Origin of the sequence: Streptococcus suis, from assembly GCF_019856455.1 — a bacterium.
GTDB lineage: Bacteria > Bacillota > Bacilli > Lactobacillales > Streptococcaceae > Streptococcus > Streptococcus suis_AE.
This window is the reverse complement of the sequence record NZ_CP082205.1, coordinates 929803-956467: the sequence shown is the minus strand read 5'-3', so window position 1 is coordinate 956467 and position 26665 is coordinate 929803. Positions and strand designations below refer to the sequence as shown.

General features: G+C 36.7%; 21 protein-coding genes. 1 reads left to right on the top strand and 20 read right to left on the bottom strand.

The window, feature by feature from the left end; translation table 11 throughout:
• Positions 1-11: 11 nt before the first annotated feature.
• Genes K6969_RS04725 through cps2T form a run of 11 tightly spaced genes read right to left on the bottom strand, consistent with a single transcriptional unit; the run spans position 12 to position 13768 of the window.
• Positions 12-1265: a glycosyltransferase family 4 protein gene (locus K6969_RS04725; RefSeq protein ID WP_171942771.1), complete on the bottom strand. Its 1254-nt coding sequence runs from the start codon at positions 1263-1265 to the stop codon at positions 12-14.
• The gene (locus K6969_RS04720) at positions 1265-3325 is read right to left on the bottom strand and encodes a rhamnan synthesis F family protein (RefSeq protein WP_029174379.1); all 2061 of its coding nucleotides are present in this window, start codon (positions 3323-3325) and stop codon (positions 1265-1267) included. Before K6969_RS04720 ends, K6969_RS04725 begins: the two co-directional genes overlap by 1 nt.
• Before the next feature lie 9 nt (positions 3326-3334).
• Positions 3335-4315 carry a glycosyltransferase family 2 protein gene (locus K6969_RS04715; protein ID WP_029174378.1) on the bottom strand — a complete coding sequence of 327 codons (981 nt, stop codon included), beginning with the start codon at positions 4313-4315 and terminating at the stop codon, positions 3335-3337.
• Positions 4316-4317: 2 nt separating this feature from the next.
• Entirely contained in the window at positions 4318-5307 is a 990-nt protein-coding gene (locus K6969_RS04710) for a glycosyltransferase family 8 protein (protein WP_029174377.1), read from the bottom strand.
• A 22-nt stretch (positions 5308-5329) separates the two neighbouring features.
• The gene (locus K6969_RS04705) at positions 5330-6637 is read right to left on the bottom strand and encodes a DUF2142 domain-containing protein (RefSeq protein ID WP_171942772.1); all 1308 of its coding nucleotides are present in this window, start codon (positions 6635-6637) and stop codon (positions 5330-5332) included.
• Entirely contained in the window at positions 6634-7893 is a 1260-nt protein-coding gene (locus tag K6969_RS04700; protein ID WP_029174375.1) for a polysaccharide biosynthesis C-terminal domain-containing protein, read from the bottom strand. The genes K6969_RS04705 and K6969_RS04700 overlap by 4 nt, the downstream gene beginning before the upstream one ends.
• 32 nt (positions 7894-7925) lie before the next feature.
• Positions 7926-9689 (bottom strand): rhamnan synthesis F family protein, encoded by a 1764-nt coding sequence (locus K6969_RS04695; RefSeq protein ID WP_253911804.1) that lies wholly within the window; start codon positions 9687-9689, stop codon positions 7926-7928.
• Entirely contained in the window at positions 9671-10885 is a 1215-nt protein-coding gene (locus tag K6969_RS04690) for an ABC transporter ATP-binding protein (RefSeq protein ID WP_171942773.1), read from the bottom strand. Before K6969_RS04690 ends, K6969_RS04695 begins: the two co-directional genes overlap by 19 nt.
• Positions 10885-11691 carry an ABC transporter permease gene (locus K6969_RS04685; RefSeq protein WP_029174372.1) on the bottom strand — a complete coding sequence of 269 codons (807 nt, stop codon included), beginning with the start codon at positions 11689-11691 and terminating at the stop codon, positions 10885-10887. The genes K6969_RS04690 and K6969_RS04685 overlap by 1 nt, the downstream gene beginning before the upstream one ends.
• A gap of 2 nt (positions 11692-11693) precedes the next feature.
• On the bottom strand, positions 11694-12623 hold the full coding sequence (locus K6969_RS04680; RefSeq protein ID WP_171942774.1) for a glycosyltransferase family 2 protein: 930 nt from the start codon (positions 12621-12623) through the stop codon (positions 11694-11696).
• Positions 12620-13768, bottom strand: coding sequence for a beta 1-4 rhamnosyltransferase Cps2T (gene cps2T, locus K6969_RS04675; RefSeq protein WP_171942775.1), 1149 nt, complete (start codon positions 13766-13768; stop codon positions 12620-12622). The genes K6969_RS04680 and cps2T overlap by 4 nt, the downstream gene beginning before the upstream one ends.
• 208 nt (positions 13769-13976) lie before the next feature.
• Here cps2T and K6969_RS04670 point away from each other — a divergent pair, with 208 nt between their 5' ends.
• Positions 13977-16526: an LTA synthase family protein gene (locus K6969_RS04670; protein WP_171942776.1), complete on the top strand. Its 2550-nt coding sequence runs from the start codon at positions 13977-13979 to the stop codon at positions 16524-16526.
• Between the two features lie 69 nt (positions 16527-16595).
• Here the strand turns inward: K6969_RS04670 and K6969_RS04665 are convergent, their stop codons facing one another.
• The 9 genes from K6969_RS04665 to K6969_RS04625 form a co-directional block, all read right to left on the bottom strand.
• Entirely contained in the window at positions 16596-16982 is a 387-nt protein-coding gene (locus tag K6969_RS04665) for a glycoside hydrolase family 73 protein (protein WP_029174368.1), read from the bottom strand.
• A gap of 119 nt (positions 16983-17101) precedes the next feature.
• The gene (locus tag K6969_RS04660; RefSeq protein WP_321537476.1) at positions 17102-20497 is read right to left on the bottom strand and encodes a GBS Bsp-like repeat-containing protein; all 3396 of its coding nucleotides are present in this window, start codon (positions 20495-20497) and stop codon (positions 17102-17104) included.
• Positions 20498-20534: 37 nt separating this feature from the next.
• Complete coding sequence (locus K6969_RS04655; RefSeq protein ID WP_029173601.1) at positions 20535-21578, bottom strand: LPXTG cell wall anchor domain-containing protein; 1044 nt, start codon at positions 21576-21578, stop codon at positions 20535-20537.
• 16 nt (positions 21579-21594) lie between these two features.
• Positions 21595-22446 carry a dTDP-4-dehydrorhamnose reductase gene (gene rfbD / locus K6969_RS04650; protein WP_029173600.1) on the bottom strand — a complete coding sequence of 284 codons (852 nt, stop codon included), beginning with the start codon at positions 22444-22446 and terminating at the stop codon, positions 21595-21597.
• A 54-nt stretch (positions 22447-22500) separates the two neighbouring features.
• Entirely contained in the window at positions 22501-23547 is a 1047-nt protein-coding gene (gene rfbB, locus K6969_RS04645; RefSeq protein ID WP_029173599.1) for a dTDP-glucose 4,6-dehydratase, read from the bottom strand.
• A 188-nt stretch (positions 23548-23735) separates the two neighbouring features.
• Entirely contained in the window at positions 23736-24221 is a 486-nt protein-coding gene (locus tag K6969_RS04640; RefSeq protein ID WP_029173598.1) for a phosphoribosylanthranilate isomerase, read from the bottom strand.
• Entirely contained in the window at positions 24221-24814 is a 594-nt protein-coding gene (locus K6969_RS04635) for a dTDP-4-dehydrorhamnose 3,5-epimerase family protein (protein WP_029173597.1), read from the bottom strand. The genes K6969_RS04640 and K6969_RS04635 overlap by 1 nt, the downstream gene beginning before the upstream one ends.
• Positions 24814-25683, bottom strand: coding sequence for a glucose-1-phosphate thymidylyltransferase RfbA (rfbA, locus tag K6969_RS04630; protein ID WP_171942778.1), 870 nt, complete (start codon positions 25681-25683; stop codon positions 24814-24816). Before rfbA ends, K6969_RS04635 begins: the two co-directional genes overlap by 1 nt.
• Before the next feature lie 97 nt (positions 25684-25780).
• A complete protein-coding gene (locus K6969_RS04625) occupies positions 25781-26605 on the bottom strand; it encodes a ZIP family metal transporter (protein WP_029944186.1) in 825 nt (274 codons plus the stop codon).
• Positions 26606-26665 lie beyond the last annotated feature (60 nt).

Genomic DNA, 26665 nt, shown 5'->3' with positions numbered 1-26665 from the left:
CCTATTATCCATCAAAGTCGAAGTTTATGTCTGATTTTTGTCGCGATCTTGCTGATCAATCTTGCATAACGCTCTAATCTTGTTGGATGCATATTTAAAGTCAATAACTCTTTTATGTGACTTAAATTTGTATTTTGGTGTCCAGTATATTCTAAGTGATTGATGCCGTTCAGTATTTCTTTATAGGCAACTTCTGGTGTATATAGAGTACGTAAACGTTCCACATCAAGCCGAGCCCTATCTGAAAAATTTCTAAAAGATTCAATCACTTGCTCTAACTTAGTCACCAACTCTTCTATATCGCCCAATTTATAAATTTGACCTGCTGAGAATATTTCAAATGCCGTCAAATGTCCTAAATTATCTGATAGAATTACTGGAAGCCCTCTTAAGATTGCTTCAACATAGACTAAGCCAAAAGTTTCCATAGATGAGGGGAAAACACAGATATCTCTATCAGTGACTTCTTCCCAAGGATTATCCAAGTTACCTAAAAATTTAACATTTTTCTGTAATTTATTTTCATGGATATATTCATCACAAATAGCTTTGTATTTACTATCCCATCCTCCAATAAAAACCAATTCGATATCTAATCTATTTAGTGTCTTATATGCTTTTATAAGTTCTAATTGATTTTTTCCTTCTGTTAATCGACCAACAGAAACAATTCTAACTTGATTGCCTTTTTTTAAATCTTTTGTTTCTTGTTCAGTATAAGAAATAAACGGATGGACTCTCTTATTAAATAGTGGTGTTAAAAAATTATTTAACTCTCCAGTCACACTAAATAATTCTGAAGAATACTCTTCTATGAAGTCAATTTTATCAGCATAATAAGCAAACTCATTTTTAGGAAATTCATGAATTAGCCAGAAATGGGGAACCTTTTGACATGAGGCAGCAATTGCTCCCTGAAAAACATTAACAGTATTTGAAATAACCAAGTCTATCTCATTTTGCTCAATAATTTCAGATATGTCTTGAACATTCTGGCGATAGTAGCTTGTAGCCTCTTCTCTATTAAGAATTCCTCCACCTGGTGCATCCGGCCACCACCACTTGACGGTTGGCAAATAGTAATTCTTAACCCCTATCATTTTATAAAGTCGCTCATGCTTATCTTGTGGTTCCCCTCCTATTGCATGAGTAACATTTATAACTGTGTGTCCCAATTGAGTAAGGTGCTTCATTAGATAATAAATAGACTTCTCCGCACCATTATCCATACTAGTCGTAGGAGAAATAAACAAAATACGTTTCATTAGACTAACTCTTCTTTCAAAAAATCATTAATTCTATTTGCTGTAGTGCAATGATTCATTACAAACTCAAAAGCATTTTCTGCTATTTGTTCTCTCAAGTCTTGTTCAAGAATCAATCTCTCCAATTTACTTTCCCATTCGTTATCATCTGCTAGAACTCCAGTCACTCCATCTTGAATCATCTCTTCAAATGCTCCAAGATTACTTGCGACTGTCACAACTTTAACTGCTGCTGCTTCTATCCATTTAATTTCCGACTTTGCTTCATTAAAGGTTGTGGTTACAAGCGGCGCCAAGTTAATATCAACTTGTGAAATTAAAATCGGAAGCTTTCTCCAATCAACATAATCATGACTCACAATCTGTTTTTTGAATTTTTGGAATGGTTTCGGAATGTCTAAATATCCTACTATATGTAATTCCACTTGCGGGTACTTTTGAAGTAGATGTAGCAATGCTTGACTAATTAAATCAAAATTTTCGTTGTGTGTAATTGACCCTGAGAAATATCCTATTTTAACTTTATTGTCGTTCGAATTTTTCTTAACTTGTAAACTACGCTCAACTAATTCTTTAGACATGACGTTGCGATTCAAGATAACCTTGTTTTTATATTGTTCAAGCTCGTCTTTCAATTTCGAAGTTGATGTGATAGCATAGTCGCAGAGAGAAAGCATTTTTTTGTAAGCTAAAACACTTGTATCGTAGCCTTTTTTCTCTCTCTTGCTCAAACCTTGGGTAAATTCAAGTTCATCTGTAAATTTTGTATCAAAAACCAAATCATCAATATCAAAATAAACAGGTCTGTTCTTTATGTGTGCCGCCCTACATATTTCTTTCAGCATATCATTGAATGGAGCACGATAAATAATAATATGACTAGCAAACTGTGCATCCTGAAGTTGTACAAGAGAATTATTTATCACTCGAACTGTATAACCAAGTTCTCGCAATTGCTCAGCCTTATTTAACACACGATAACGTGTACATTGTGGAATAATATTTTCAACACCATCAATAATCAAAATATAAGATTGATTTTCTCTAGTTTTAAAATCTTCTAATATAGAAGACACCACTTCAATCGGATAATCTGTTTCCTTAGCAATATACTCCATCAAATCTGGAATCTCAGATTCTCTCTCTAAACCATGCCAAAAATATTGTTCTCTGTCATAATTTCTAAAGGCCGAATACTTAACTAATGGACAACCTTGCTTTAATAATTTAAGCGGATGAATATACAATGCACTATCTTTCGTGTCTTTAATCAATGCTTCATACTTAAAGCCTCGATCATGAAAATATTTTGCAAACACAGTTTCATGTTTTCCAATTGCCTTATTACGAGAATCCGTATCAGAGAGCTTTTCCCAATAATCATAAAATCCTTCATACCTAAGCAAGCTATTTTCAATAACAACAAAATATGATTGTAAGTGCTTAGGAATTTTACCATAAGGGTTATAACCAGTAAAGTCTAGTTGCTCCTCACCCATGGAAATTCCCCAAAAGTCTAGCTGATCGGAATTAAACTCAGAGAAAACCTCTTCTAAATCTCTAAAAGGACCAATATTCGTATCATTAACCAAGATGAGCTGATTATACTGTTGTAACGCCTCTTTTCCAGTATGTATTATCCCGTGTCGGAAAGCCGCAACGTCATAGCCCTCATTATCTCTTTCCAAAACCTTACCAAATTGTGCTAAACGATTTATATCAGCCTGTGGAAGTTTACCATTTACAACAATTAAAACATCTCGAGAAATTTTAGCCAATGCCTCTAAAAAAATTACTTTATAGTCCTGTAAAGACGATTGATGTTCATAAATTGTGTAAATCAAGTAACGATTTTTGATATCTGAATAATTATTTCTACGTTGCTTATCACGTTGCAAAGCTAGTAGAGTTCGCTTTATATATTTTGGAATTCTCCAGAAAAACTTTGCAATATTTTTGGTAAGCTCTAATATATAAAACAATAGCTTGTATTTACCTGATAAGATAAATAATCGCGTTGTGAAATTTCTAATCCACCTTTTCACAGTGTTACCAATCACTTTCTATTATTATCTACTTTTATAAATTTTCAAAAGTTTGTTTTGAATAAATGTTGATACATATATCCCCAGAACTCTGGTCATTAAACCTGAGATTCTAAACGAAACAAGTTCTACCCTCTGTGAATATTTTAGCAAATATCTAAATTTTTTCACAAACATTTTTATATCAGAATTATTCAGATATGGAAATACAAATGGCAAGATGGAAATATAAGAATTTGATAAATAAATCAAAAGTGCTTCTTGTTTCTCATTCGATAGTTGTTTAAAATTCTTTAGATTTTCTTCAATTCCTCTAAAGGCATGATAGACTTTTTTTTGTGTAATTTTGTTAGTAAAACTTCCATCTCTATTTTGTCTATACATATAATTAGAATTTTCAATGACACAACAACAAGTTATTATTTTTAATAGGTCTGCACACCAAATACCATCTTCGTACATTAACCCATCCGGAAACATCAAAGAATCTGCAAATAGTTCTCTGTGGACACACTTGTTCCAAACAGGAGCAATCAATGCGCCTGTTTCTACAAGTAGAACAGAATCAGTAATAACTTCATGTCTAGGTAATTTTTGAGGGAAATCACGAACTCTTATATCAGCATTACCATACCAGTATGAAAATGGATAAATTACTGCATCTACCACTTCCTCATGAGAATGTAGTTCATTATTGATTTCATCTAAAAAATGCACATCAGTCCAAAAATCATCACCATCTAGGAATAAAATATAATCACCACTAGCATTTTTTATTCCCGTATTTCTCGCAATTGATTGCCCACCATTAGTTTGATGAAATACCTTCACCCTATCATCTTTAGCTGCTAATTTATCGCATATATTGGAGGTTTTACCATCTGTAGAACCGTCATCTACCAACAATATTTCAAATTCTTCATAAGTCTGATTCAGTACACTATACACACATTCTTCCAGATAATCAGCAACATTGTACGCTGGGATAATAACGGAAAACTTCACACCTAGACTCCTTTTTGTAATCTAATTTTCCTATATTTCATGAATACAGGAATTAAGACTGTAATAATTTTATAACGCAACATAGGAAAAGGCTTCATAACCATGTTAAAAAGATTAAAGCAGAAAAAGTAAAACTGCCAACCACTCTCAAATTGAGTACCTCTCCATGGCGTCTGATTTAATGCAGAAACATAGTCCTCTCTAAATCGATGTTTATTTCCGATTCTCCATGGACGTTCTTCACCTAAAAAATGAACAATACGTGGTTGCTTACGAATTTTTACAAATTCTTCTTTTGAAATAAACGTTGAAGGCCTACTTAATTTTTCCAACGTACGATATGGATAAACATCAAAAATATTAAAATAATTATAAGTGATTGAGAGTGTTTTTATCTCTTCTTTCAATGCTCCATTCAGTGCATCTTGATCTGGCGCAAAAAGTCGTCCATCATTTACACGATAATAATGAAATATTTTTTTACCAATTTCTCTCATTCGCCACTGTTGCAAGTCAATTAGCAATACACCTGAATTATGATACATATTCATCCCCAAATCCAAACTCTCTCTTCTCTCAGATGAAGCTGTTGGTTCTGGGCACATTCCAAGGACTCTCCCCTCCAAATCTACTTCCCATAGCTCCCGAATATTTTCTAAAACTAAAGTATCTCCATCTAAATAGATGATTCTATCAACTTCTTCGGGCAGTAATTTATCTACAAGTAATCTTGCAAGTACAACCGAAACCCAACCATTTGTGTCAACTTCAAAATCAAAATATGATTCCAAGTTTTCCAATTCAACGATTGTCAATTTATTTCCTCCGTCGGTAACAAATTGATGAAGTTTTTCTTTATTCTGTTGACTTATACCATCTGAGAAAAGATAAAAATGGCATGTATCGTCTTCGTTTAATGTTCGCATGATTGAGCCCATACAAGCTGCAACTTGCGGGACAAAAGCATCATTCAATGTAAATAATATATTCACGTTTCCCTCTTCCACTATCTTCTTACAACCAATAATAATCCACTATCAAAAATAGATACATGATAAAGTTAATGACTACTGTGCCAGTGAGCAACCGTATCAAATACTTCTGTTTTACCGATACACTTACCTGCTCTTTTAACATTAAACATGCCGGAAATAGATAGACTAAAAACGGAGTAAAGTATCTTCCTTGTGCCCCTTGAGAAATCATTGCATTTGGTCCAATAGCTGTCGGTGTCCATGCAAAATACATGCCCGCTACAATGATAGCTACCTGAACAGGGAGTACAAATAACGAAGCAAGACCTTCTGTTTTACTTATCTTTAAATTTCCATCATTAAATAATAATAGCGTAAAAATGAAAATATCTATGAAAATTAACCAGAGAGGTAGTTGAGTGACAAACCAGCCAAAATAACCAAAAATACCAACCGTTAAAATATCATTAAGATGATCATTTCTATTATTGATAAATAAACTGTTTATCATCACTTTCACAAAGTGCACGACACCACCTCTATTATGTAGGAATAGATAGCTAACAAGTAAAACTAGTCCAAACCCCAAAATAAGAATTGGTAATCTTCTCTTTTGAATCCATTTTAAAATCGAATTAAACTTAGATAAGACGCCTTCAAATTCAAAATCAACAAAAAACAATAGTGCCAAAAGTAAAATATTATTTGCTTTTGTTAAATATAGTATCAAGGATAGTAATATTAAGTTGATAAATTTCCTGGTGGTCAGTACCTTGTCTACCAATAAGTTAACATAAAAAACAAAAAATGCAACAACAGCCAGATAGTTCACCACATCATAAGACAGTGAGCCAGCCTGCTGAATCATCATAGGTAAAAGTGAGACAAAAAACAGGGTCATCTTCCCATACTTTATTTTTTTTATCAAATAGTAGATACCTATAATATAGACTATTGTATTAAAAAGGCGCCCTATAGTGACCATCATACCATATGACGGATAAAGCAATTTACCTACAACTAGACCAATTAGCTGAGGTGTACTCATTAACGATTTCAGAGAAAAATCGATAGATAATTTGTCCTTTGAAAAATCACGAATTTTGGTAAAAAGGCTTGAATATTCTGTAGAATCAACTGCATGAATCTCCGGTTTTGAATATGCAAAATCTGTTGTCCGTAATTCATTCATTGCCTCAGTATCTCTACTTGTCGGAGAATCAAATAATATATTCCACGACATAAAAGCATGTGTTGCTTCATCAGGAACCTTTGTCACAGGCATAACAAATATTGAAATTAACAAAAAGGGGATTGCTAACCTTAAAAATAATTTTTCTATCTTCATTCTTGTACTTCCCAATTCAAATGTTTTTGCAATTTTAGATATATTACGAAAGAAATTAAAAACCAAGTCCACATCGAACTAACAAAAGCAATAGCTGCCCCCAATATTCCATAATATTCTACCAGTGGATTAGAAATCAATATGGATAATAAACAAGAAATTGCAAATGAAATTACGAGATACTTTTGCTTCCTCAAAACAGTAAGCATGTTATCACAAATGGTTGCAAAGGTACTCGCAATTCCCCCAAGCATTGTTATAATAAAACTTAGCCAGTATTTATTAAGATTCGTTCCATAGAGAATATTTAATGCCGGAATCCCCAACACTATTCCCCCAACCAAAACTAACACAGCCAACCCGACAACCATTTTAACGATACGCTTCTGATATTGTTTAAACTGATTATAGTCCCCAACTCTTCTATATATAGCCAACTGAGTTATCATGGGTCTAAACAAAATCAATAAAATATTCATTGAAAAAACAGGCATAAATAAAATATTAAAATCTCTTTGAACACCTGTTCCTATAACACCTCTCTCAAAAAAAGTATTCAAAGCATATTTAGGTTGATTATAGATAGTAACAAGTAAAAATGCATTAATAAATAACGGCAAGCATTCTAATAATATATTTTTAATGGCTTTCAAATTAATTTCTTCTTTGATAACCCTCGTAAATTGAAACAAATTCGGAACATCAAAAAAGAAAATAAATAAATATGAGCTAATTACTAGATAGATTAATGAGAGTAGCAGGTTATTGGTTATAAACAAACCAAGTCCAAATGTCAAAATCACAATAGAGTTTCTCAAAAAAAGTGATTTACCTGCAATATCTAGCCGAGCATTTTGTTGGAACAATCCTTGAAAAACATCCGATAGAGCATCACTTCCACGATACAAACATATTAGGAAAATACAAGCAGATTTTTGAAATTCATATTTAGACAGAAAAATATAGCTTAAGGCAAGTAATAGCATAATAGTGATTGTTATAAGCCTTGTTACAAGATACTGGCTAAACGAAAACTTTTTCGAAACATCAGTAGCTTGATAATCTCTTACCTGAAAACTAGCAATGATTACAAAAAGATTTGCTACTGCATAAGCAAAACTAAAAATATCAGCCTCTAATTCCGTCAACAAACGTGTTACTAGTAACAATAAAAATATTGATATTGCTGCTGAGGAAACACTTCCTAATAAATTCCAAATAAATATTATTTTTGGTGATGCTATTTTGTTCTTCACACTATCTTCCCCTTGTTTGTCATCCGTTATCCCTAATTTTTTAATAGAGATTTCTTTATCATCTTAAACACGCTTACAATTCCAACTGATATTATCTTTAGTGTCCTTCTCAGTCCAATTTGTAAAAATTCCTTTTCTTCAATAATTAAACGCAATTCTCTTCCGCTAGAAAAACTAATCTTTTCCAAGATTGGACTCACATTTTCAGTATTCTCGACCACTGCATAATCGTTTGATAAATCCCACGCGCTATAAATAAATAATATTGGAACTAACAATAATCTATCTTCTTTTGAAAAATCAATGTTTCTAAATTTCTCCTCAATCTTTTTATAGTGTTCTGTTTTTATCCAATACCAACTTACTTCTTCTCCAATTATATAAGGCACTTTATAAAAATCAACTTTCTTAGTTCTCGCAAGTGATTCATAGAGTATATGCAATTGACGAATAAGTTCTGGATTGCCCTCTCGAAGACTTTTTCTATCATATCTTTGATTGGTTGTTAAGTCTGGAATAACTACAGCCAAATTAGATTGTGATTCAAAATTAGAAATCACTGCATCAAATGATGTAAAAAACATTTTCCTCAACTGATACCTGTCAATAATATCCTCTACAGAATATTTTATTTCCTTTGTTTGTTTGACAGTTATATGAGCAAGATATTTGGCATCTCCCATATAGTTGTTTACTATTTCAAAAAAATGCAATTCATCTGTGAGTTTTACAATTTGGGCTCGCAATTTGTAAGTAGACAAATATCTCTCAACTATACTAAAATTATTTGAAAAATCAGTTTCTGGCAATGTTATTAGTAACTGACACCTATCAGATATTTTGCATAACTCTTCAATATACTCTTCAAAAATAGACACTGATTCTATGTGAACATGAAGAAGTACCGACGTCGAAGAACGAACGGTCTCCGTCGTTTGCGAAACCCGTATTGGAGGAATAAAACTCGTACCTGGAATAATTATCTGCCTCAAATGCCTCTCGATTAATTCAACTGGATATTTCGTTTTCATCCTAATAAGATGTAATAAAGAGTATATTCTGTCTGGATATTCGGTAAAACTCTTTATTTTTATGAATGGAACATTATTTTTTAGTATAACTTCTGGATATTCTAGTGTAATGTTGCTATTTTCAAGGGTTTTACAACAAATGGACGTATCTAATGCACACTTATAGCTATAGCCCTCTGATAAAAGTATTTTTGTCAATTGGCTCTCATATAATTTTATAACATCTTGAATATCTGTTAGCTCACTTACCGATGACCAAAAATCAACAAATGCTTGACTCTGCAAGATTCGTTTTTTAAATACCATAAAATATGACTGTAAATGTTCCGGGACAACTACACTATCTATTTTTGTCTCTAAGTGATTGGTCATCCCCCAAAAATCTACATCAACATCACTGTCAAATTGACTATAATAATCCTCTAGGTCCCAGAGGGGGCCGAAACATGTATCATTCATCAGAGTTACCGAATCATATTGATAAAATGTTACTTGATTCAGCCCTTCTTTCCATGCCGCAAAATCATAACCAATATTATCTCTTTGGATAAAAAAATCAATCAGTCGTTCCGACTGTAAATATTGTACTATGTCCTTTGAAACATGGCTGTTAGAAACAAAAACTATGTCTGAATAAATACTTCGTATCGACTTTAATTGATAATAAATATATTCACTGACAACATTATATTTATTATAGTGAACATATACCAACAAACGCGACATTCTGCCTCCGTTATATTTTATTAATCTAGCAGCTCCCATTGGCTATTTCTCTGAATAAACCCGGTTGCTGCGTCTTCCTCTGCAATATTATCAGTACTAAACTTCCTACTAATAAAAATAGCTGGTGTGTCAGAAGTCTTGGCAAATAATAACGGCTGCTTATTACTATTTCGTACTGACACCGCCATTTTTAATTTTGCCTGATTAATTGAAGGTAGCTTACATTTCACTCGGAAAAACTTCTCGCCTTTGCCAAACATTTTTAAATCCATAGAATTGTCGTTATATACATCAAAATGACGTTCTAAATCTAAAAATGTAAATGCAACATGTGTTTCAATATCTTCTAAAACCGTATATCTAAACTCGATTTCAATTGATTCATCTGGTTCAATTTGATTTTTTGAGACCAGGTTAATCTGCAAATCTTTTACAATATCACTCTGATGCAGAGGTTCTTCGTTTTCTGTAACTTCGCTTATTAAGGCAAGCACATTATCAAAACTGTATTGATTAGCTACATCATCAGGTTCTCCTAATGCCTTGACGTATCCTTTCTCTATAAGAAGAGCTTTATTACAATACTTTTTCACAGCTCCCATATCATGGGTGACAAGAATGGTTGTTTTTCCACTTTTTTTACGCTCTAGGAAGTAATCATTACATTTACGCTGAAAGGCCTCATCACCGACTGCTAGAACCTCATCAAGTATCAGAATATCTCCTTGAGCTTTAATGGCAACTGAAAAGGCTAAACGTACCTGCATACCACTAGAATAATTTTTCAGCTTTTGATTCATGAATTCACTTAATTCCGCAAATTCAACAATATCATCATACATTGCATCAATTTCTTCTGCAGTAAATCCTAACATCGCACCATTTAGGTATACATTTTCCTTACCAGTTAGTTCCGGATTAAACCCAACACCAAGTTCAATAAAAGAAACTAATTTACCATCCACAGCTACAGTCCCTCTTTCAGGAACATATATTTGAGATAAAATTTTTAACAGTGTCGACTTACCAGAACCATTGCGACCAACGATTCCAAAAAAGTCCCCTTTTTCAACTTCAAAACTGATATCCTGCAAAACATTATACTCTACGTAGCCTTTAATCCCTTTAAATAGATTAACTAGTGTAGTTCTTAAACTCTGACTACTCTCCGTTGGAAGCTTAAAACTCTTGCTAACATGTTCTACTTTTACAGCAATATTATTATTTTTTACCATTACAAAATCTCCGCAAACTTTTTGGCATTTTTTCTAAACACAGTTATACCCAATAGGTAAACAACGACTGGAAGAATATACGGAATTGCCACAATAACAGGATTTTCTATCAATTCACTAACTGTAGTATTCCCAGAATAAACAATAAAATGTCTCAAGTCTTGAATAATTTGTGCAACAGGGTTCAACATCATCAACTTAGCAAATGTTACTTGCCCACGCTGTAAAATAAATGTCAATGAATAAATAATTGGTGTCGCATACAATCCAGCCTGTAAGAACACTTCCCAAATTGGACCAATATCTCTAAATCTTACAAATAAAGAAGATAGAATGAAAGCTATACCTGTTGCTAGTAATGCCAATTCAAAAAACAATGGGATTATAACTAAAACGGACCAAGTAAAGGGAACTCCGTTAATAGCAGCAAATACAAACACAACCATTAAGTTAATGGCGTAATTAATTGCAGCTCCTGCAACTGAAGAAAAGACAATAATTTCTTTCGAAAAATTCAATTTACGCAACAAATCTCCACGAGAAACAATGGACATCATTCCCATGTTGGTTGCTTCAGTAAAAAAGTTCCAAGTAACCATACCAAGCAGTAAGCTTACTGCATAATGTGGAGTTCCATCATCAAAACGCAAAAAACGTACAAAGACTAAATACATAATTGTAAAAAGTAACAATGGTTTTAGGATTGACCACAGGTGACCAATCAAAGAACCTTGATAACGCAGTTTAAAATCAGTTTTAACCATCTCTCTTAATAGAATTTGGTTTTCTTTATTTAATAAATTCATAACTACTCCTTATAAGCAAATTTTGTCACAATCAGTGTTGTAAACACGAAGGTGTGAAAAGCCTTATTTTTCCTCAATCCATATTTTCTCAAAATCCTGAATCGTTCTAGCATTGGTTTATCCATAATGGTTACAAATGCTTCAATTAATTCTCTATTTGACTGAGATAGAGGCATTTGTAGTAAGTGTCGGGCTTGTTTTTGACTATTTTTTATCAAATCCCAATAGACAGCAAATAAAATATGAGGGCGAATCCATTTTTTAAAGCGTTTTGAGAGTGTTCGAGCCCCTAAAACATTATCAGAATGCTGACGGTACAGTTCCCCTGGTTGATCAATAAATACCAAATTTCCAAAGGCTGACGCAAGCAGAGCCAGATACCAATCATGCATCAAAATATCCTCAGTTACTTGCCACATTTCAGCAAGATGATGATTAATCATGGCGACACCACCAGTCACAGTATTCTCAGTCAACTCTTGCACCAATTCCGTATTGGCATGATGAGATTGAGATTTTACCATGCTTTCTGCCATAACCTCTAGATTTTGATTGACAACTTTGAGGTCCATATAAACCATCAATGGCAAATTTGTTGGATAGGCTTGTGCTTTTTTCAGGCTAACTTCCAGTTTATTTGGCAGCCAAACATCATCTTGGTCACTGAAAAAATAGAAATCAGCAGTATCATAATGAACTAGCCTATGAAAACTTTTGATGACACCGAGATTTTCGTCTGTCTCAACATCCATGAAATGAATTCGCTGATCTTGTTCAACAAAATCTTTAATAATCTCTCTAGTTCGATCACTGGAACCATCATCACGAATGAACAGTATCCAGTCTGTGTAAGTCTGTTCTTGAATAGAACGAATTTGCTCAGCTAAGAACTGTTGACCATTGTAGGTCGACATGAGTATGTTTACTTTCATTGTAAAAATAATTCCTCGTACTCTTGGACGATTTTTTCCCAGGTGTATTCATCCTTCATGTGTTTTTTCGCAATTTCTCCTAATTCCACCGCTTCAGCATTCTCATCAATTTGGTTAATTAATTGACTCAGGCTACCTGACTCCTTACTCCAATACCGAGCACCTTCTAGGGCAACTTTGCGGTTAAAATCAACACCTAAAACCAAATTTTCATTGGTTTGCGCCAGCGCTTCTAGGAGACTAGGATTGGTTCCTCCAACTTCATGTCCATGAATATAAGCTCGACATTCTTGGCGCAGATACTTAAGTAGTTCTTGGTCATATACTGTTCCTACGAACTTAATCCGCTTATCGGATATAAAGCCTGTCTCATCTTTCAATTTTTGAAAATAGGCAGAGCCTTCATGGTTTGCAACGATGACTAAATCACGTCTCGTGTTACTTGCCATAAACTCCCTAATTGCTATCACATAGTTATTCTCAGGTACAAAACGACCGATAATCAGATAAAATTCTTTCTCTTTAATGTTCCAATTTGTAAAATATTGGCGAACTTGCTCAGATTCTTTTGTTAACTTGGTCGGACTTAAATCTGTACCATAGGCAATGAAGCGTGTATTGGTAGCCGAGTATTCAGATTGAATATAATCCTCAATTCCCTCATTATCAGCAATAATCAAATCAGCATATTTGACCATCATTTTTTCAGAAAATTTTAGATACCTTTGGACTGGCTTAGCCCACTTGGCCCGTTTCCATTCCAAACCATCTGGATTGACAAACAAGGTACCTCCAACAGAGTGAATCTTTTTCGCAAAAGGTACTATGAAGCCACCTATGGTATTTCCCAAGATATAGAAAATTGGTCGCTCTATCTGCTGGTCCTTAATGATTTTAAGGGCATAAGTAATCGCCATCATATCATAAGCAATCACACGAGCTGGTCCAAATTTTGGTGGATTAATGGTGAAGCAATCTGCACCTAGGTAGGTCGAATGTTGGTGATGACTTGTATCAGACAAGCACGCCACATGGTAATGAATCCTTTCAGATTGTTGGTGACTGGCCAATTGTTGGACAAAGGTCTCAAAGCCACCATATTTTGCTGGCAGTCCACGACTACCGATAATAAAAACATGTTTCATGAATCCTCTCCATCAAATTGCAGTTCTTTTCATTATACCATTTTTTAGTTTTTTTTCCTAATTCTATCCTAGTTTGGCTATAAAACCTTTTCTTTTTCTACACCCTAACTTCACAGTATAGATAAAAACAAATTTTGAGTTAATAAGAAAAATTTGATATAATACGTACTGGATTTTAAAAATATAAAACTTAGAATTGTTAATAAATATGAAATTAATCAAACAGCTTATTCACATACTGATCTCCATCGGATTGATTGGAAGTTTCTTTCTCTATGCACATCTCATTCAAAACGAATTAGGTTCTACAAAAAATGATGGAACTATAGAAATAATTGCAGAACAACCAAACCAAGTAATCGACAGCATCCAAATAAATGGACGTTATATTCATTCATCAGAAATTATAGAAAACCAATGGGGAATCAATGATGCTGATTTAATTCCCAATTTTTCTTCTCTAGGTGAGGAAAATTCACTCGTAATTAAATCTTCCTCTTCCGTAAGAACCTTATCATTTGAATACTTTGTTAGTGAAAATCCGACTATTGTAAAAATTAAAGTTGGTGGACAATTGGTTGAATCTGTTGACACATCAACTGGAGATAAATATAAAAATTTAGCCTTTATTGAACTTCCCTATACTTTACGGATAACTAAAGATAATCAATTTTGGTATCTCCACTTAATAGTCCTTGCTTTAGGCCTATCATGCTTTATCTTAAATGGATCAACACGGAGAATCAAGAGAAGACATATCAGCATCTTAACAATATTATTAATCACTCAATATATATTCACTACTTTTACATTCCCACGTTTATATCGCAACGAACTAGTACTGTTTAATTCCAGTTTTAATAAAATGGAAACTCAACAGCTATTAGTTCCACTGACCTACCTTATATTTTTTAGTCTTTTGGGATACAAACAACTCCGAGGTCATATCTCTAAAGCCTTCAAAACGATTAGTCTATCAGTGATTTACCTTCTAGTTCCCATTTTTTCATTATTTATTATTGAAAATAGCTATTCACAATTCTCTACTCTTTCCCCAAACAGTCTTTGGAACAATCTAATCATTATCGGAGTCCTCTACCTAATACTAGTCTTTACAACTAATCTACGATTTGCCAGCCTATCAATGCTATCTGCTTCAGTATTTATTGGTATAAGTAACCAACTTTTGATTGACAGCCGTGATGCTCCTCTATTATTTTATAATCTTTTTCAAATCACAGATGGATTAAATGTAGCTTCTAGCGTAGCAATTAATATCAACAATCGAATGCTACAAAGCATGGTATTTTCTTATATTTTATTGACCTTCTTTTTCTTTATCCCTAAATTATATTTACCAAAACTTCTACCTTCTAGAACGTTTTATTCTAGTTATGATTTCAAGTGGCCGAAACGTTTCAGCAGAATTTTACTGGGTTATATAATTTTAATAACAATCGTTCCAATGATTAATAAAACTGTCGTCTCTAATGCAAATATATCATTAAATTACTGGAGAATGTACGTTACCTACGGTCAATTTGGGCTACCACTCTCGCTCGCCTCTTTCTATGAAGATAGTAAAATAACTAAGCCTGATGGATATTCAGCTTCCAAGCTTAGTGAAGTTCTTGAAAAATACTCTCCTGAACCAGAAAGACAAACAATCAGACCTAATATTATCTTTATACAGAATGAATCACAGAGTGATTTTTCAAACTTACAGGGCTTAAATATGGAACCTAATCCGCTATCAAACCAACATGCTTTAACAGATAATACTGTTCACGGTACATTAAATGTTTCTGTATTTGGAGGCGGAACAGCCAATACAGAGTATGAAGTTCTGACAAGTAACCCAATCAGTTTACTATCTTCTAATTTATTTCCATATCAGCAGATTATCACACAAGAACGTCCAAGTTTCGCAACTTATCTAAAAAATAAAAATTACGACACCGTAGCTCTACATCCTCAATCCGGAAATAATTACAACCGCAATGCAGTGTATCCTCTACTGGGGTTTAATAAATCTTATTTTTTAGATTCGGAACCTGCTATTAGTAGCTTAGCACCACTAACAATCGATCGTGGCTGGCCATCTGACCAATTCTTGTTCAACGGAATAAAAGAACTTTATACCCAAAAAGGAGACCAGCCTCTATTTAGCTTTGTTGTTACCATGCAAGGACATGGAGGCTATCCAAGTACGGAAGAAATTTATCCTCGCGAAGTCAGCATTAATGGTTCAACATCTGAATACTTAGCTGAAACAGAATTTTTGACCAGCATGAAAAGAACAGATGAAGCATTTGCAGATTTAATTACTTTCTTTAGCACTTACAAAGAGCCAACAGTCATCGTCATGTACGGCGATCACCAACCTAGTTTGACTCAGGAATTTTACGCACAATTTATGGATGAAAATAATCCTGCCGCTAAATATTCTACCCCTTTTGTGATTTGGTCTAATTTTGATATTAAGGAACGTGAATCTACAACTATTAGCCCAAACTATCTCGTTCCATATTTGATGGATATTTTATCCGAATCCGACTATGCCCTTCCTCGATCACCTTACCAACAATTTTTGAGTGTTATGCAAATCGAAGCACCTATCATTACTAGCTGGGGAAATACCGATAATAATGGCCAACAAATTGAAGACATATCCAGCCTATCACTTTACCAAACCTACTTACAACTAGAATACAATAGTGCCGTTGATAAACGACCTCTAACAGATCTATATGAGTGATAAAAATAGCCTTGCTCGTTTTTGAGCAAGGCTATTTATTTGTCCCCTAAAAGAGGCTGGGCAAAAAACTTAATTATCTAAAAGATAAAGCTTGTAATTCTCGATAATTGATCGTAATTTTTCACCATATTTCGGATCAGTAGCATATCCTGATTGTCTTAGCGCAAGAATCGCTTGTTGATAATCAGTTGCCTCTCTGAAACTCTGGTAATTTTTTATTCTCCACGGAGTAGAGGTAAAGAACTTAGCATAGTCTGCTACACTTTCATTCCATGAATTATATTTTCTAAACAAGTGCTTTTCTTGCTTCTTCTCACCATCACGGTATTCATTGGTAATGATTTCAATTGTATCACCCGTCCATGCAGCACCCGCTTTGATGCCAAAAAGATTATTCCCATGAGTCGCCAAGTATGACGTTCCCCATGCACTTTCTAGGATGGCTTGAGATAACATGACGCTCGAAAGGATAGAATTAGCTTTTGAACTTTGCACAATTGCAGGTACTAGATTAGCTATGAAACTTTTTTGATCATTAGAAAGTTTTCCTGTTTCAATACCTGTACCTGCAATTTCTACTTTCCCTCAACAGCACCATACCAATTCATTACGCCTTGTGCCAATGCTTTCGCAAGGCGAGTGTGATAAGAATCTTGTTTGATAACTTGTAATTCCGAAGGATTATCCATAAATCCTAGCTCCACTAGAATGGCAGGAATTGCTGTCTCGCGAAGGACTGCAAAAGTTTCTCTTCTTACGCCACGGTTAACTGCACCTGTTTCTTTAATTAAACTCTCCTGAACCTTGTTGGCTAAAATCTCACTTTCAGCTAAACGAGTAGGGTTATTATGCATTTCTTTATTAATTTTAGGTTGGTATTCCGGATCGTATTGATACCAGTATGTTTCGATACCAGTCGCATTCGAAACTCCTGCTCCCGTCGCATTAAAATGGATACTAATAAATAAGTCTGCGTTGCTTGCATTCGTCATTCGTGACCTCTCTGTTTTGAAGTCTACATCATAATCACCTGTACGGGTCATCAAAACATTGATTCCATATTGCAAGAGATTTTCACGCAACTTATTTGAAACAGACAATGCAAGATTTTTTTCATGTACGCCACCGTAAGAAGCGCCCGAGTCTCGCCCTCCATGCCCTGGGTCAATATAGACTGTGTAGGATCGCTGTGCCGACGGATTTGATAAGTGAGTCGTTGTACCACCTGCACCTGTCAAACCACCATTTGAATCCTTATAATATAAGTGAACCGTATAGGTACCTGTACGGTACTTATGGTCCTTCTTATTAACAGTTAACTTATAACTGCCATCTGACTGACGAGTGGCTTCATACCAACGTATATCGTCTGACTGGGACCAGATAGGTAAGAGAACACTTGCTATATCTTTCGGTGATGAAACATTAGTAACACGAACATCGAAGGTGCCTTGAGCATCGTTACGATTTTCAATTGTGATGGTGCCTGTTGGCTTCACTTCTGATAAATGAGTCGTTGTACCACCTGCACCTGTCAAACCACCATTTGAATCCTTATAATATAAATGAACCGTGTAGGTACCTGTACGGTACTTATGGTCCTTCTTATTAACAGTTAACTTATAACTGCCATCTGACTGACGAGTGGCTTCATACCAACGTATATCGTCTGACTGGGACCAGGTAGGTAAGAGAACACTTGCTATATCTTTCGGTGATGAAACATTAGTAACACGAACATCGAAGGTGCCTTGAGCATCGTTACGATTTTCAATTGTGATGGTGCCTGTTGGCTTCACTTCTGATAAATGAGTCGTTGTACCACCTGCACCTGTCAAACCACCATTTGAATCCTTATAATATAAATGAACCGTGTAGGTACCTGTACGATACTTATGATCCTTCTTATTGACAGTTAATTTATAACTTCCGTCTGCTTGACGCTTTGCTTCATACCAACGTAAATCATCCGTCTGTGACCAAGTAGGTAAAATAACACTTGCTATATCTTTCGGCGATGAAACATTAGTAACACGAACATCGAAGGTACCTTGGGCATCGTTACGATTTTCAATTGTGATGGTGCCTGTTGGCTTCGCTTCTGATAAATAAGTCGTTGTACCACCTGCACCTGTCAAACCACCATTTGAATCCTTATAATATAGATGAACCGTGTAGGTACCTGTACGATACTTATGGTCCTTCTTATTAACAGTTAACTTATAACTGCCATCTGACTGACGAGTGGCTTCATACCAACGTAAATCATCCGTCTGTGACCAAGTGGGTAAAATAACACTTGCTATATCTTTCGGCGATGAAACATTAGTAACACGAACATCGAAGGTACCTTGGGCATCGTTACGATTTTCAATTGTGATGGTACCTGTCGGATTCACTTCTGATAAATGAGTCGTTGTACCACCTGCACCTGTCAGACCACCACTTGAGTCCTTATAATATAAGTGAACCGTGTAGGTACCTGTACGATACTTATGGTCCTTCTTATTAACAGTTAACTTATAGCTGCCATCTGACTGACGAGTGGCTTCATACCAACGTAAATCATCCGTCTGTGACCAAGTCGGTAAAATAACACTTACTATATCTTTCGGCGATGAAACATTAGTAACACGAACATCGAAGGTACCTTGGGCATCGTTACGATTTTCAATTGTGATGGTACCTGTCGGATTCACTTCTGATAAATGAGTCGTTGTACCACCTGCACCTGTCAGACCACCACTTGAGTCCTTATAATATAAGTGAACCGTGTAGGTACCTGTACGATACTTATGGTCCTTCTTATTAACAGTTAACTTATAGCTGCGATCTGACTGACGAGTGGCTTCATACCAACGTAAATCATCCGTCTGTGACCAAGTGGGTAAAATAACACTTGCTATATCTTTCGGCGATGAAATATTAGTAACACGAACATCGAAGGTACCTTGGGCATCGTTACGATTTTCAATTGTGATGGTACCTGTTGGCTTCGCTTCTGATAAATAAGTCGTTGTACCACCTGCACCTGTCAAACCACCATTTGAATCCTTATAATATAGATGAACCGTGTAGGTACCTGTACGATACTTATGGTCTTTCTTATTGACAGTTAATTTATAACTTCCGTCTGCTTGACGCTTTGCTTCATACCAACGTAAATCATCCGTCTGTGACCAAGTGGGTAAAACAACACTTGCTATATCTTTCGGTGATGAAACATTAGTAACACGAACATCGAAGGTACCTTGGGAATCGTTACGATTTTCAATTGTGATGGTGCCTGTAGGTTGTGTAACATTGACCGAACTGGAAGCTGTACTGACTCGAGCACTTGGAACACTTGTAGAGCCATTCGAACTTCCTGAAATACTTCTTGTCAGCAAATTCGAAGTACTGCTTGTTGCACCTGCTGTCAAATTAGAATTAACCGTTGTTCTTGTAGTAGTCGAAGTTGCTTTCTCCTCAATTTTAGACGGAGTTGCATCACTATTATCCAAAGCAGTAGGCTTCTCAGCCGCGCTTACGACATCCTTCTTCCACTCGAAACTATAATCTGATAAGGTCTGAAAACTTCCATCTGTTAATTGTGCTGTTAACTTCAGCGAAAAGACTTGGTCTTCCTCCGCAAATGCAGACCGATCTAAAACCGCTACATATCTACCCTGCTCATCCATTGAGAATGTGACAGTAATGCCGCTATTTGTTTCAGAGCTAAACTGGGCTGTAACACCAATAATTTCCCCTTGAATGTTCGATAGAATAGCTTTAATCTGACCAGCCTCATCAACGACAGATAGCTGCCCGCCAGTTTCAGCAACCTGAGATGAAGAAACTTGACTAGATGGGGCATTTACCATATCCGCTTGAACAAGCTGAGCATTCAAAGCGGATGCACACAAAGAAAGAAATAACAATGTTCTTTTGTTCACAAATATCTCCTTTATATATTTCACATGTAAAAACAACTATATTTCTCAAAATAGATGCAATTACACTTATCTTCTATTTTTCTTCTTGCTTCTTTGTCACTAACCAACCAGCAAAAATTGTTATGAGTCCTACCACAGCTAGTGGAAGACCAGATTTCCCTGAGGTTTTTGGTAATACTTTAGCTTTATCATTTGGTATGACCTTTTTCTGACCTGCTTCGGAAATACTGCCTTTTCCTGTAGCTGCATCAGAAATCTGACCGTCCCCTTGACCTGAAACATCTTGCAAATCATTTGAGTCATTTGTAACGCTTTGACTTGTTTGTGCCCCAGTATTTTCAATATTAGCTGCACTTTTATCCTCGACTTTTGATTGTAGACTAGCAGTTAGTTCTGCAATCTGTCGGTCCATTTCTGAAAAGTCATACGGAAATTTTGGTTGCGAAGCAATTGCAAGAGCTTGACCATATCCTATAGTTGCAGATGTAATAAATTCTAAATTAGAGTTTCCACTTTCCAATAATCCAGCTAATTCTTGTCCATTTGCTTCTGCATAAGCAATATAAGTATCAATCGCTGCCGACTCATTATTCAGTAGTTCAACAATAACTTCTCTAGCGTATTTTAATGCAGCCAATTCTGCTTCAGGAGTACTTGCATCATCTTCAGACTCGTACTTAGAAACTATAGCCGTCGCTTCTTCTCTTCCACTTTTTCCAGCGACTGTAAGTGTCTCAAATAAGTAATGGTAATGTTGGGCTATGTTACCAATTAAATTTGCTTTGAGTTCATCTAAAACAACAACTTGCTCTGCTGTTAAGTTTGCCTTCAAGTCTGCAATTTCTTCATCCCATGCAACTTCAGCACTACCCGAAGCCATTTCTTCCATCATTCCCTCAAGAAACGCCAATCTATATTCTTGCATATCGATAGTCATTTTAGCTTGAATATATTCACGTACGGCAACTTTTTCATCATCAGTTAAATGATAGGTCGTACTTTGACTTGTCTCTGCTACTACAACTGGAACAGATCCGTACGGTAATATAGCACCTCCTAGTAAAGCAAGAAGGATTGCTGACGTCAACAACGGCTTAACAATCGCTTTCTTTTTCATACACATCTCCTGTAGATTATTTCTTTTCTTGCTTATAGAATGCTTCCAAAGCTTCTTGCCAGGTCGGGATGACAAAACCTGTCGCCTTTGCCTTATCCAAGCTCATGGTTGAGTTGAATGGACGTTTTGCCTTGGCTGGGAACTGGCTAGAATCCACTGGCAATACCTTGGTGTTGGTATCCTTGAGGATTTCCGTCGCGAAGTCAAACCAAGTCGTATCTTCTGCTGCATCGTTTGACAAATGGTAGTAACCAAATGCTTGCTTGGTGTCCACCAAGTGCACCATGAATTCCGCAAGTGTGCGTGTCCAAGTTGGGCGACCGTGTTGGTCATTGACAACCGTCAAAGTATCGCGAGTTTCCGCAAGATTTTGCATGGTGAAAACAAAGTTTTTACCGTAGTTACCAAAGACCCAAGCTGTACGAACAGTGTAGAATTTGTCAGCAAATTTCTCAACTGCTTCCTCACCCAAGCGCTTGGTACAACCATATTCAGATTGTGGATCTGGCTGGTCATCAACTTGCCACTCTTGACCGACTGGCAAATCACCATTGAAGACATAGTCTGTTGAGATATAGACAAGGGTCGCATCGTATTTGGCTGCTGCCTTGGCAACATTCTCAGAACCTGTTACGTTAATCTTGTAGTTGAGTTCCTTACCCTCGTCTTCAGCCATATCAACTGCTGTGTAGGCTGCACAGTGGTAAACAACACTTGGATTTACATCTTCAAAGAAAGCATCTACTTTCTCTGCATCCGTGATATCCATTTCTGCTACGTCAGCGGCCACATACTCAACACCACGCTCATCCAAGAGATAACGCAATTCTGTACCCAACTGACCATTTGCACCTGTAATTAAAATCATATTTGCTCCTTATTTCAAGAAAGGCTTGAGCAAGAGCCCTAGCCTTTAATAGTCTTATTTAATAACTTCCTGTGTCTTAGCATAGTTGGCTTCAACAGCTTCTTTTTCAGCCTTCCACCAGTCTTGGTTATCTGTATACCACTGGATAGTTTCTTCCAAACCTTGAGAGAAGTCTGTGAATTGTGGTGTCCATCCTAGCTCATCACGAAGTTTGCTTGCGTCAATAGCATAGCGCAAATCGTGTCCTGCACGGTCAGTCACGTGGTCGTAAGCATCTTTTGGTTGACCCATTTTTTCAAGAATCAATTCAAGCACTTCTTTGTTGTTCTTCTCACCGTCAGCACCGATTAGGTAAGTTTCACCCATACGGCCTTTTGTCAAGATTGCCCAAACACCAGTCGAGTGGTCGTTGGTATGAATCCAGTCACGGACGTTTTTACCTTCACCGTAAAGTTTTGGCTTAATACCTGCCAAGATATTGGTGATTTGGCGTGGGATAAATTTCTCGATGTGTTGGTAAGGACCGTAGTTATTTGAACAGTTTGAAATGGTTGCTTTGACACCAAATGAACGCACCCATGCTTTGACAATCAAGTCTGAAGCAGCCTTGGTTGAAGAGTATGGTGATGACGGGTTATAGTTGGTTTCCGCAGTGAATTTCTCACCTGGACCTTCGCCATGACCTGGCAAGTCTTCACGTAAAGGAAGGTCGCCATATACTTCGTCAGTCGATACATGATGGAAACGGATGTCGTATTTACGAGCCGCTTCAAGGAGAGTATAGGTTCCGATAAAGTTGGTCTGGATAAATGGGCTTGGATCGTTGAGAGAGTTGTCGTTGTGGCTTTCTGCCGCATAGTGAACGATGGCATCTGCCTTAGCAGCTAATTTGTCAACCAATTCAGCATCTGCAATATCGCCAACAACAAGCTCAACACGGTCGCCAAGAATAGCTTCCAAGTTAGCCTTATTTCCTGCATAAGTGAGTTTATCCAAAACAGTTACATGAACATCTGGATGGTTGTTATACACATAGTGTACGAAGTTTGAACCGATGAAACCAGCTCCACCAGTTACGATAATATTTTTAAATTGAGACATTTTTTTCTCCGAAAAGTTTTTTCTTTAGTTGATAGTTTCCTTAGGCAGTGGAGACGCCAGCAAACCTCCGGTTTCATGGCTAAATTTTGAACCTAAGGTTTCAAAAATTCCCTGCAAGATTATGTATTTTCACTACGGCGGAAACTATCGCTATTGGCTCGCAATGCTCGCCCTCTTACATTACCAGACTACTTCAATACTTCTTTCAAGTAAGCAATCTTCGCAAAGTCTTTTTGATTGTTATTTTCTGCTCGGTAGGAATCTTTTGAAGAGGCTTGGTAGATTTTCAGGTATTGCTCAAGTGTCGGTAGGTAATAACGAACACCTGCTGTTTCCAGCTCTTCCAGTTCGTCTAATTCCACACCTGCAAATTCAGGCAGTGAATGTAGGCCTCCGAATTCAACAGATAGGCCGTCTTTATGAAATTCATGTTCATGACGGTCAACAAGGACATAGCCTAGTTGGTTCATCATAGAAATCAAGGCGTCCACCTGATAAATCCGTTCATCGTCTGGGGCTTCCCAGCCACGTGGATTACTTGGAACATGAATATCTAAATCTCCTGCCTGCCAGTCCCTCCCTGTGCGCCTTTCCAAACCAACTGAGCCCATTAACAAGGGAGTGATTCCTAACTTGTTTAACTGCTCTGCTATTTCCAAAAAGGCTTGAAACATTAGAGGTCCTCTTTTCTCAAAGGCTTGACGTCTTTGAGGAGTGGGTGATTTTTATCTGCTTCTGAAACTTCTGCTTCTTCTAGGTTTTCCCACTGGATGTCAAGGCTCGGGTCAGCGTAGTTGACGAAGGCATACTTAGGCTTAAGCTCCAAAGCCCAGTAGTCGTTGACCAAGTAACTGTAAGCCACGAAATCTGACAAGACTTGGAAACCATTGGCTACTCCGCGCGGAACGAAGATACCTTTTGAAGCATCGATAACGGTTTGGTAGGTATTACCGAAGGTTTCGCCTTCACGTAGATCCACCCAAGTTCCCAAAACCTTACCGCCGTCTGCTACTGAAATGTATTTATCCCAAGGCTCTGCGTGAAGACCACGAAGAACGTTTTTGCGGGAGAAAGAAACATTATTCTGCAATTTCCCTTCTGCAAAGAAGCTTTCAGGAAAGCCGAGAGGCAACATTTTTTCCTTTTGGAAATTTTCCTTGAACCAGCCACGGTTGTCGCCATGAACAGGAATGTCAAATTCTAACATTCCTGGAATAGCTTCAACTGGGCGAGCTGCTGGTGTTTTACCGAAAAATTTTTCTGTCATTAGGCCTCTCCAATCAAACGGAGCAAGTATTGCCCGTATTCATTTTTCTTAAGTGCCTGCGCCAATTCATGCACTTGTTCTTTTGTAATGTAGCCCATGCGGTAAGCAATTTCTTCCAAGTTAGCCACTTGAACGTTTTGCAAACGTTGAACCGTTTCGATGTACTGTGCAGCTTCCAAGAGGCTTTCATGCGTACCAGTGTCCAACCAGGCAAATCCACGGCCCATAAGCTCAACAGACAAGTCGCCGCGTTCTAAGTAAGCCTTGTTGACATCTGTGATTTCCAACTCGCCACGAGGTGAAGGCTTGATATTTTTCGCAATCTCCACAACATCATTGTCATAGAAATAAAGACCAGTAACTGCAAAGTTTGATTTTGGTACCTCTGGTTTTTCTTCGATAGAAATGGCATTCATGTCTGCGTCGAATTCTACGACACCAAAACGTTCCGGATCTTTCACTTGGTAACCGAATACTGTCGCACCTTTTTCTTTGCTAGCCGCCCGTTGCAACATCTTGGTCAAACCATTTCCATGATAGATGTTATCCCCCAAAATCAAAGCCACATTGTCATCACCGATAAATTCTTCACCGATAATGAAGGCTTGCGCCAAACCATCTGGACTTGGTTGTTCAGCATAAGAGAGAGAAATTCCCAATTCAGAACCATCACCAAGCATGTCCTTAAAACGTGGTAGATCTTGCGGAGTTGAAATAATCAAAATATCTTTGATTCCAGCCAACATCAATGTTGACAATGGATAATAAATCATTGGTTTATCGTAAATTGGCATCAACTGTTTTGAAGCTGCGCGCGTCAAAGGATACAAGCGTGTACCTGAACCACCTGCTAGAATAATACCTTTCATATAAGAGTACCTTCCCTAAATTAATATCAGTTCATTATACCATATTTTTAAAGATATTGTCATAAGAAAAAAGCCTGTGACGACAGACTTTAACAAATTATCCTAGAGCAACATCCAAAATCATCATGATGATAAAACCAGCCATTAAGCCCAGAGTTGCAATATCCGTATTACCGTTTGTCTGCGATTCTGGAATGAGCTCTTCTACGACGACAAAAATCATGGCTCCTGCCGCAAAGGAGAGGGCATAAGGTAAAACAGGTGTCATAAAGGTGACCGCAAAAGCCCCGATGACTGCTGCAATCGGCTCAACAATTGCTGACATTGATCCCCAGTAAAAAGCTTTCCACCTAGATGCGCCGTCTGTACGAATTGGAATAGCCAAGGCTGCCCCTTCAGGAATATTTTGTATACCAATCCCAATAGCAAGACCGATTGCGCCGATAAAAGCTGCTGGACTATAGTTAGAAGCAAGTGCACCAAATGTCACACCGACCGCCAAGCCTTCAGGAATATTGTGAATTGTAATAGCTAAGAAGAGCAGGGCTGTTTTTGATAGATTTTTTCTATCCTTCTCACCACCACCTTCTGCCTTATCTTTATCATTTCCCAAATGCAAATGCGGAACCCAGGCATCTACCAAGCGTAAAAAAATACCACCTGCTGCAAAACCTACTGCTGCTGGTATCCAAGCCAGATTGCCGTATGAACTTTCAGCATACTCAATCGATGGGGCTAATAAAGACCAAAAAGAAGCCGCAATCATAACGCCAGCTGCAAAGCCTAGCATGGTATCTAGCAAACGACGACTAACTGTCTTAAAGAAAAATACAACGGCAGACCCCACAATCGTACAAAACCATGTGAATAAACCACCTAGCAAAGCCTGTAGAACTACAGACTGATTAGTAAACCAAGTCATAACTAACATCCTATCCTGTTTAATCTTGCATATCCTATGAATTAAGATACCCTAATTTAT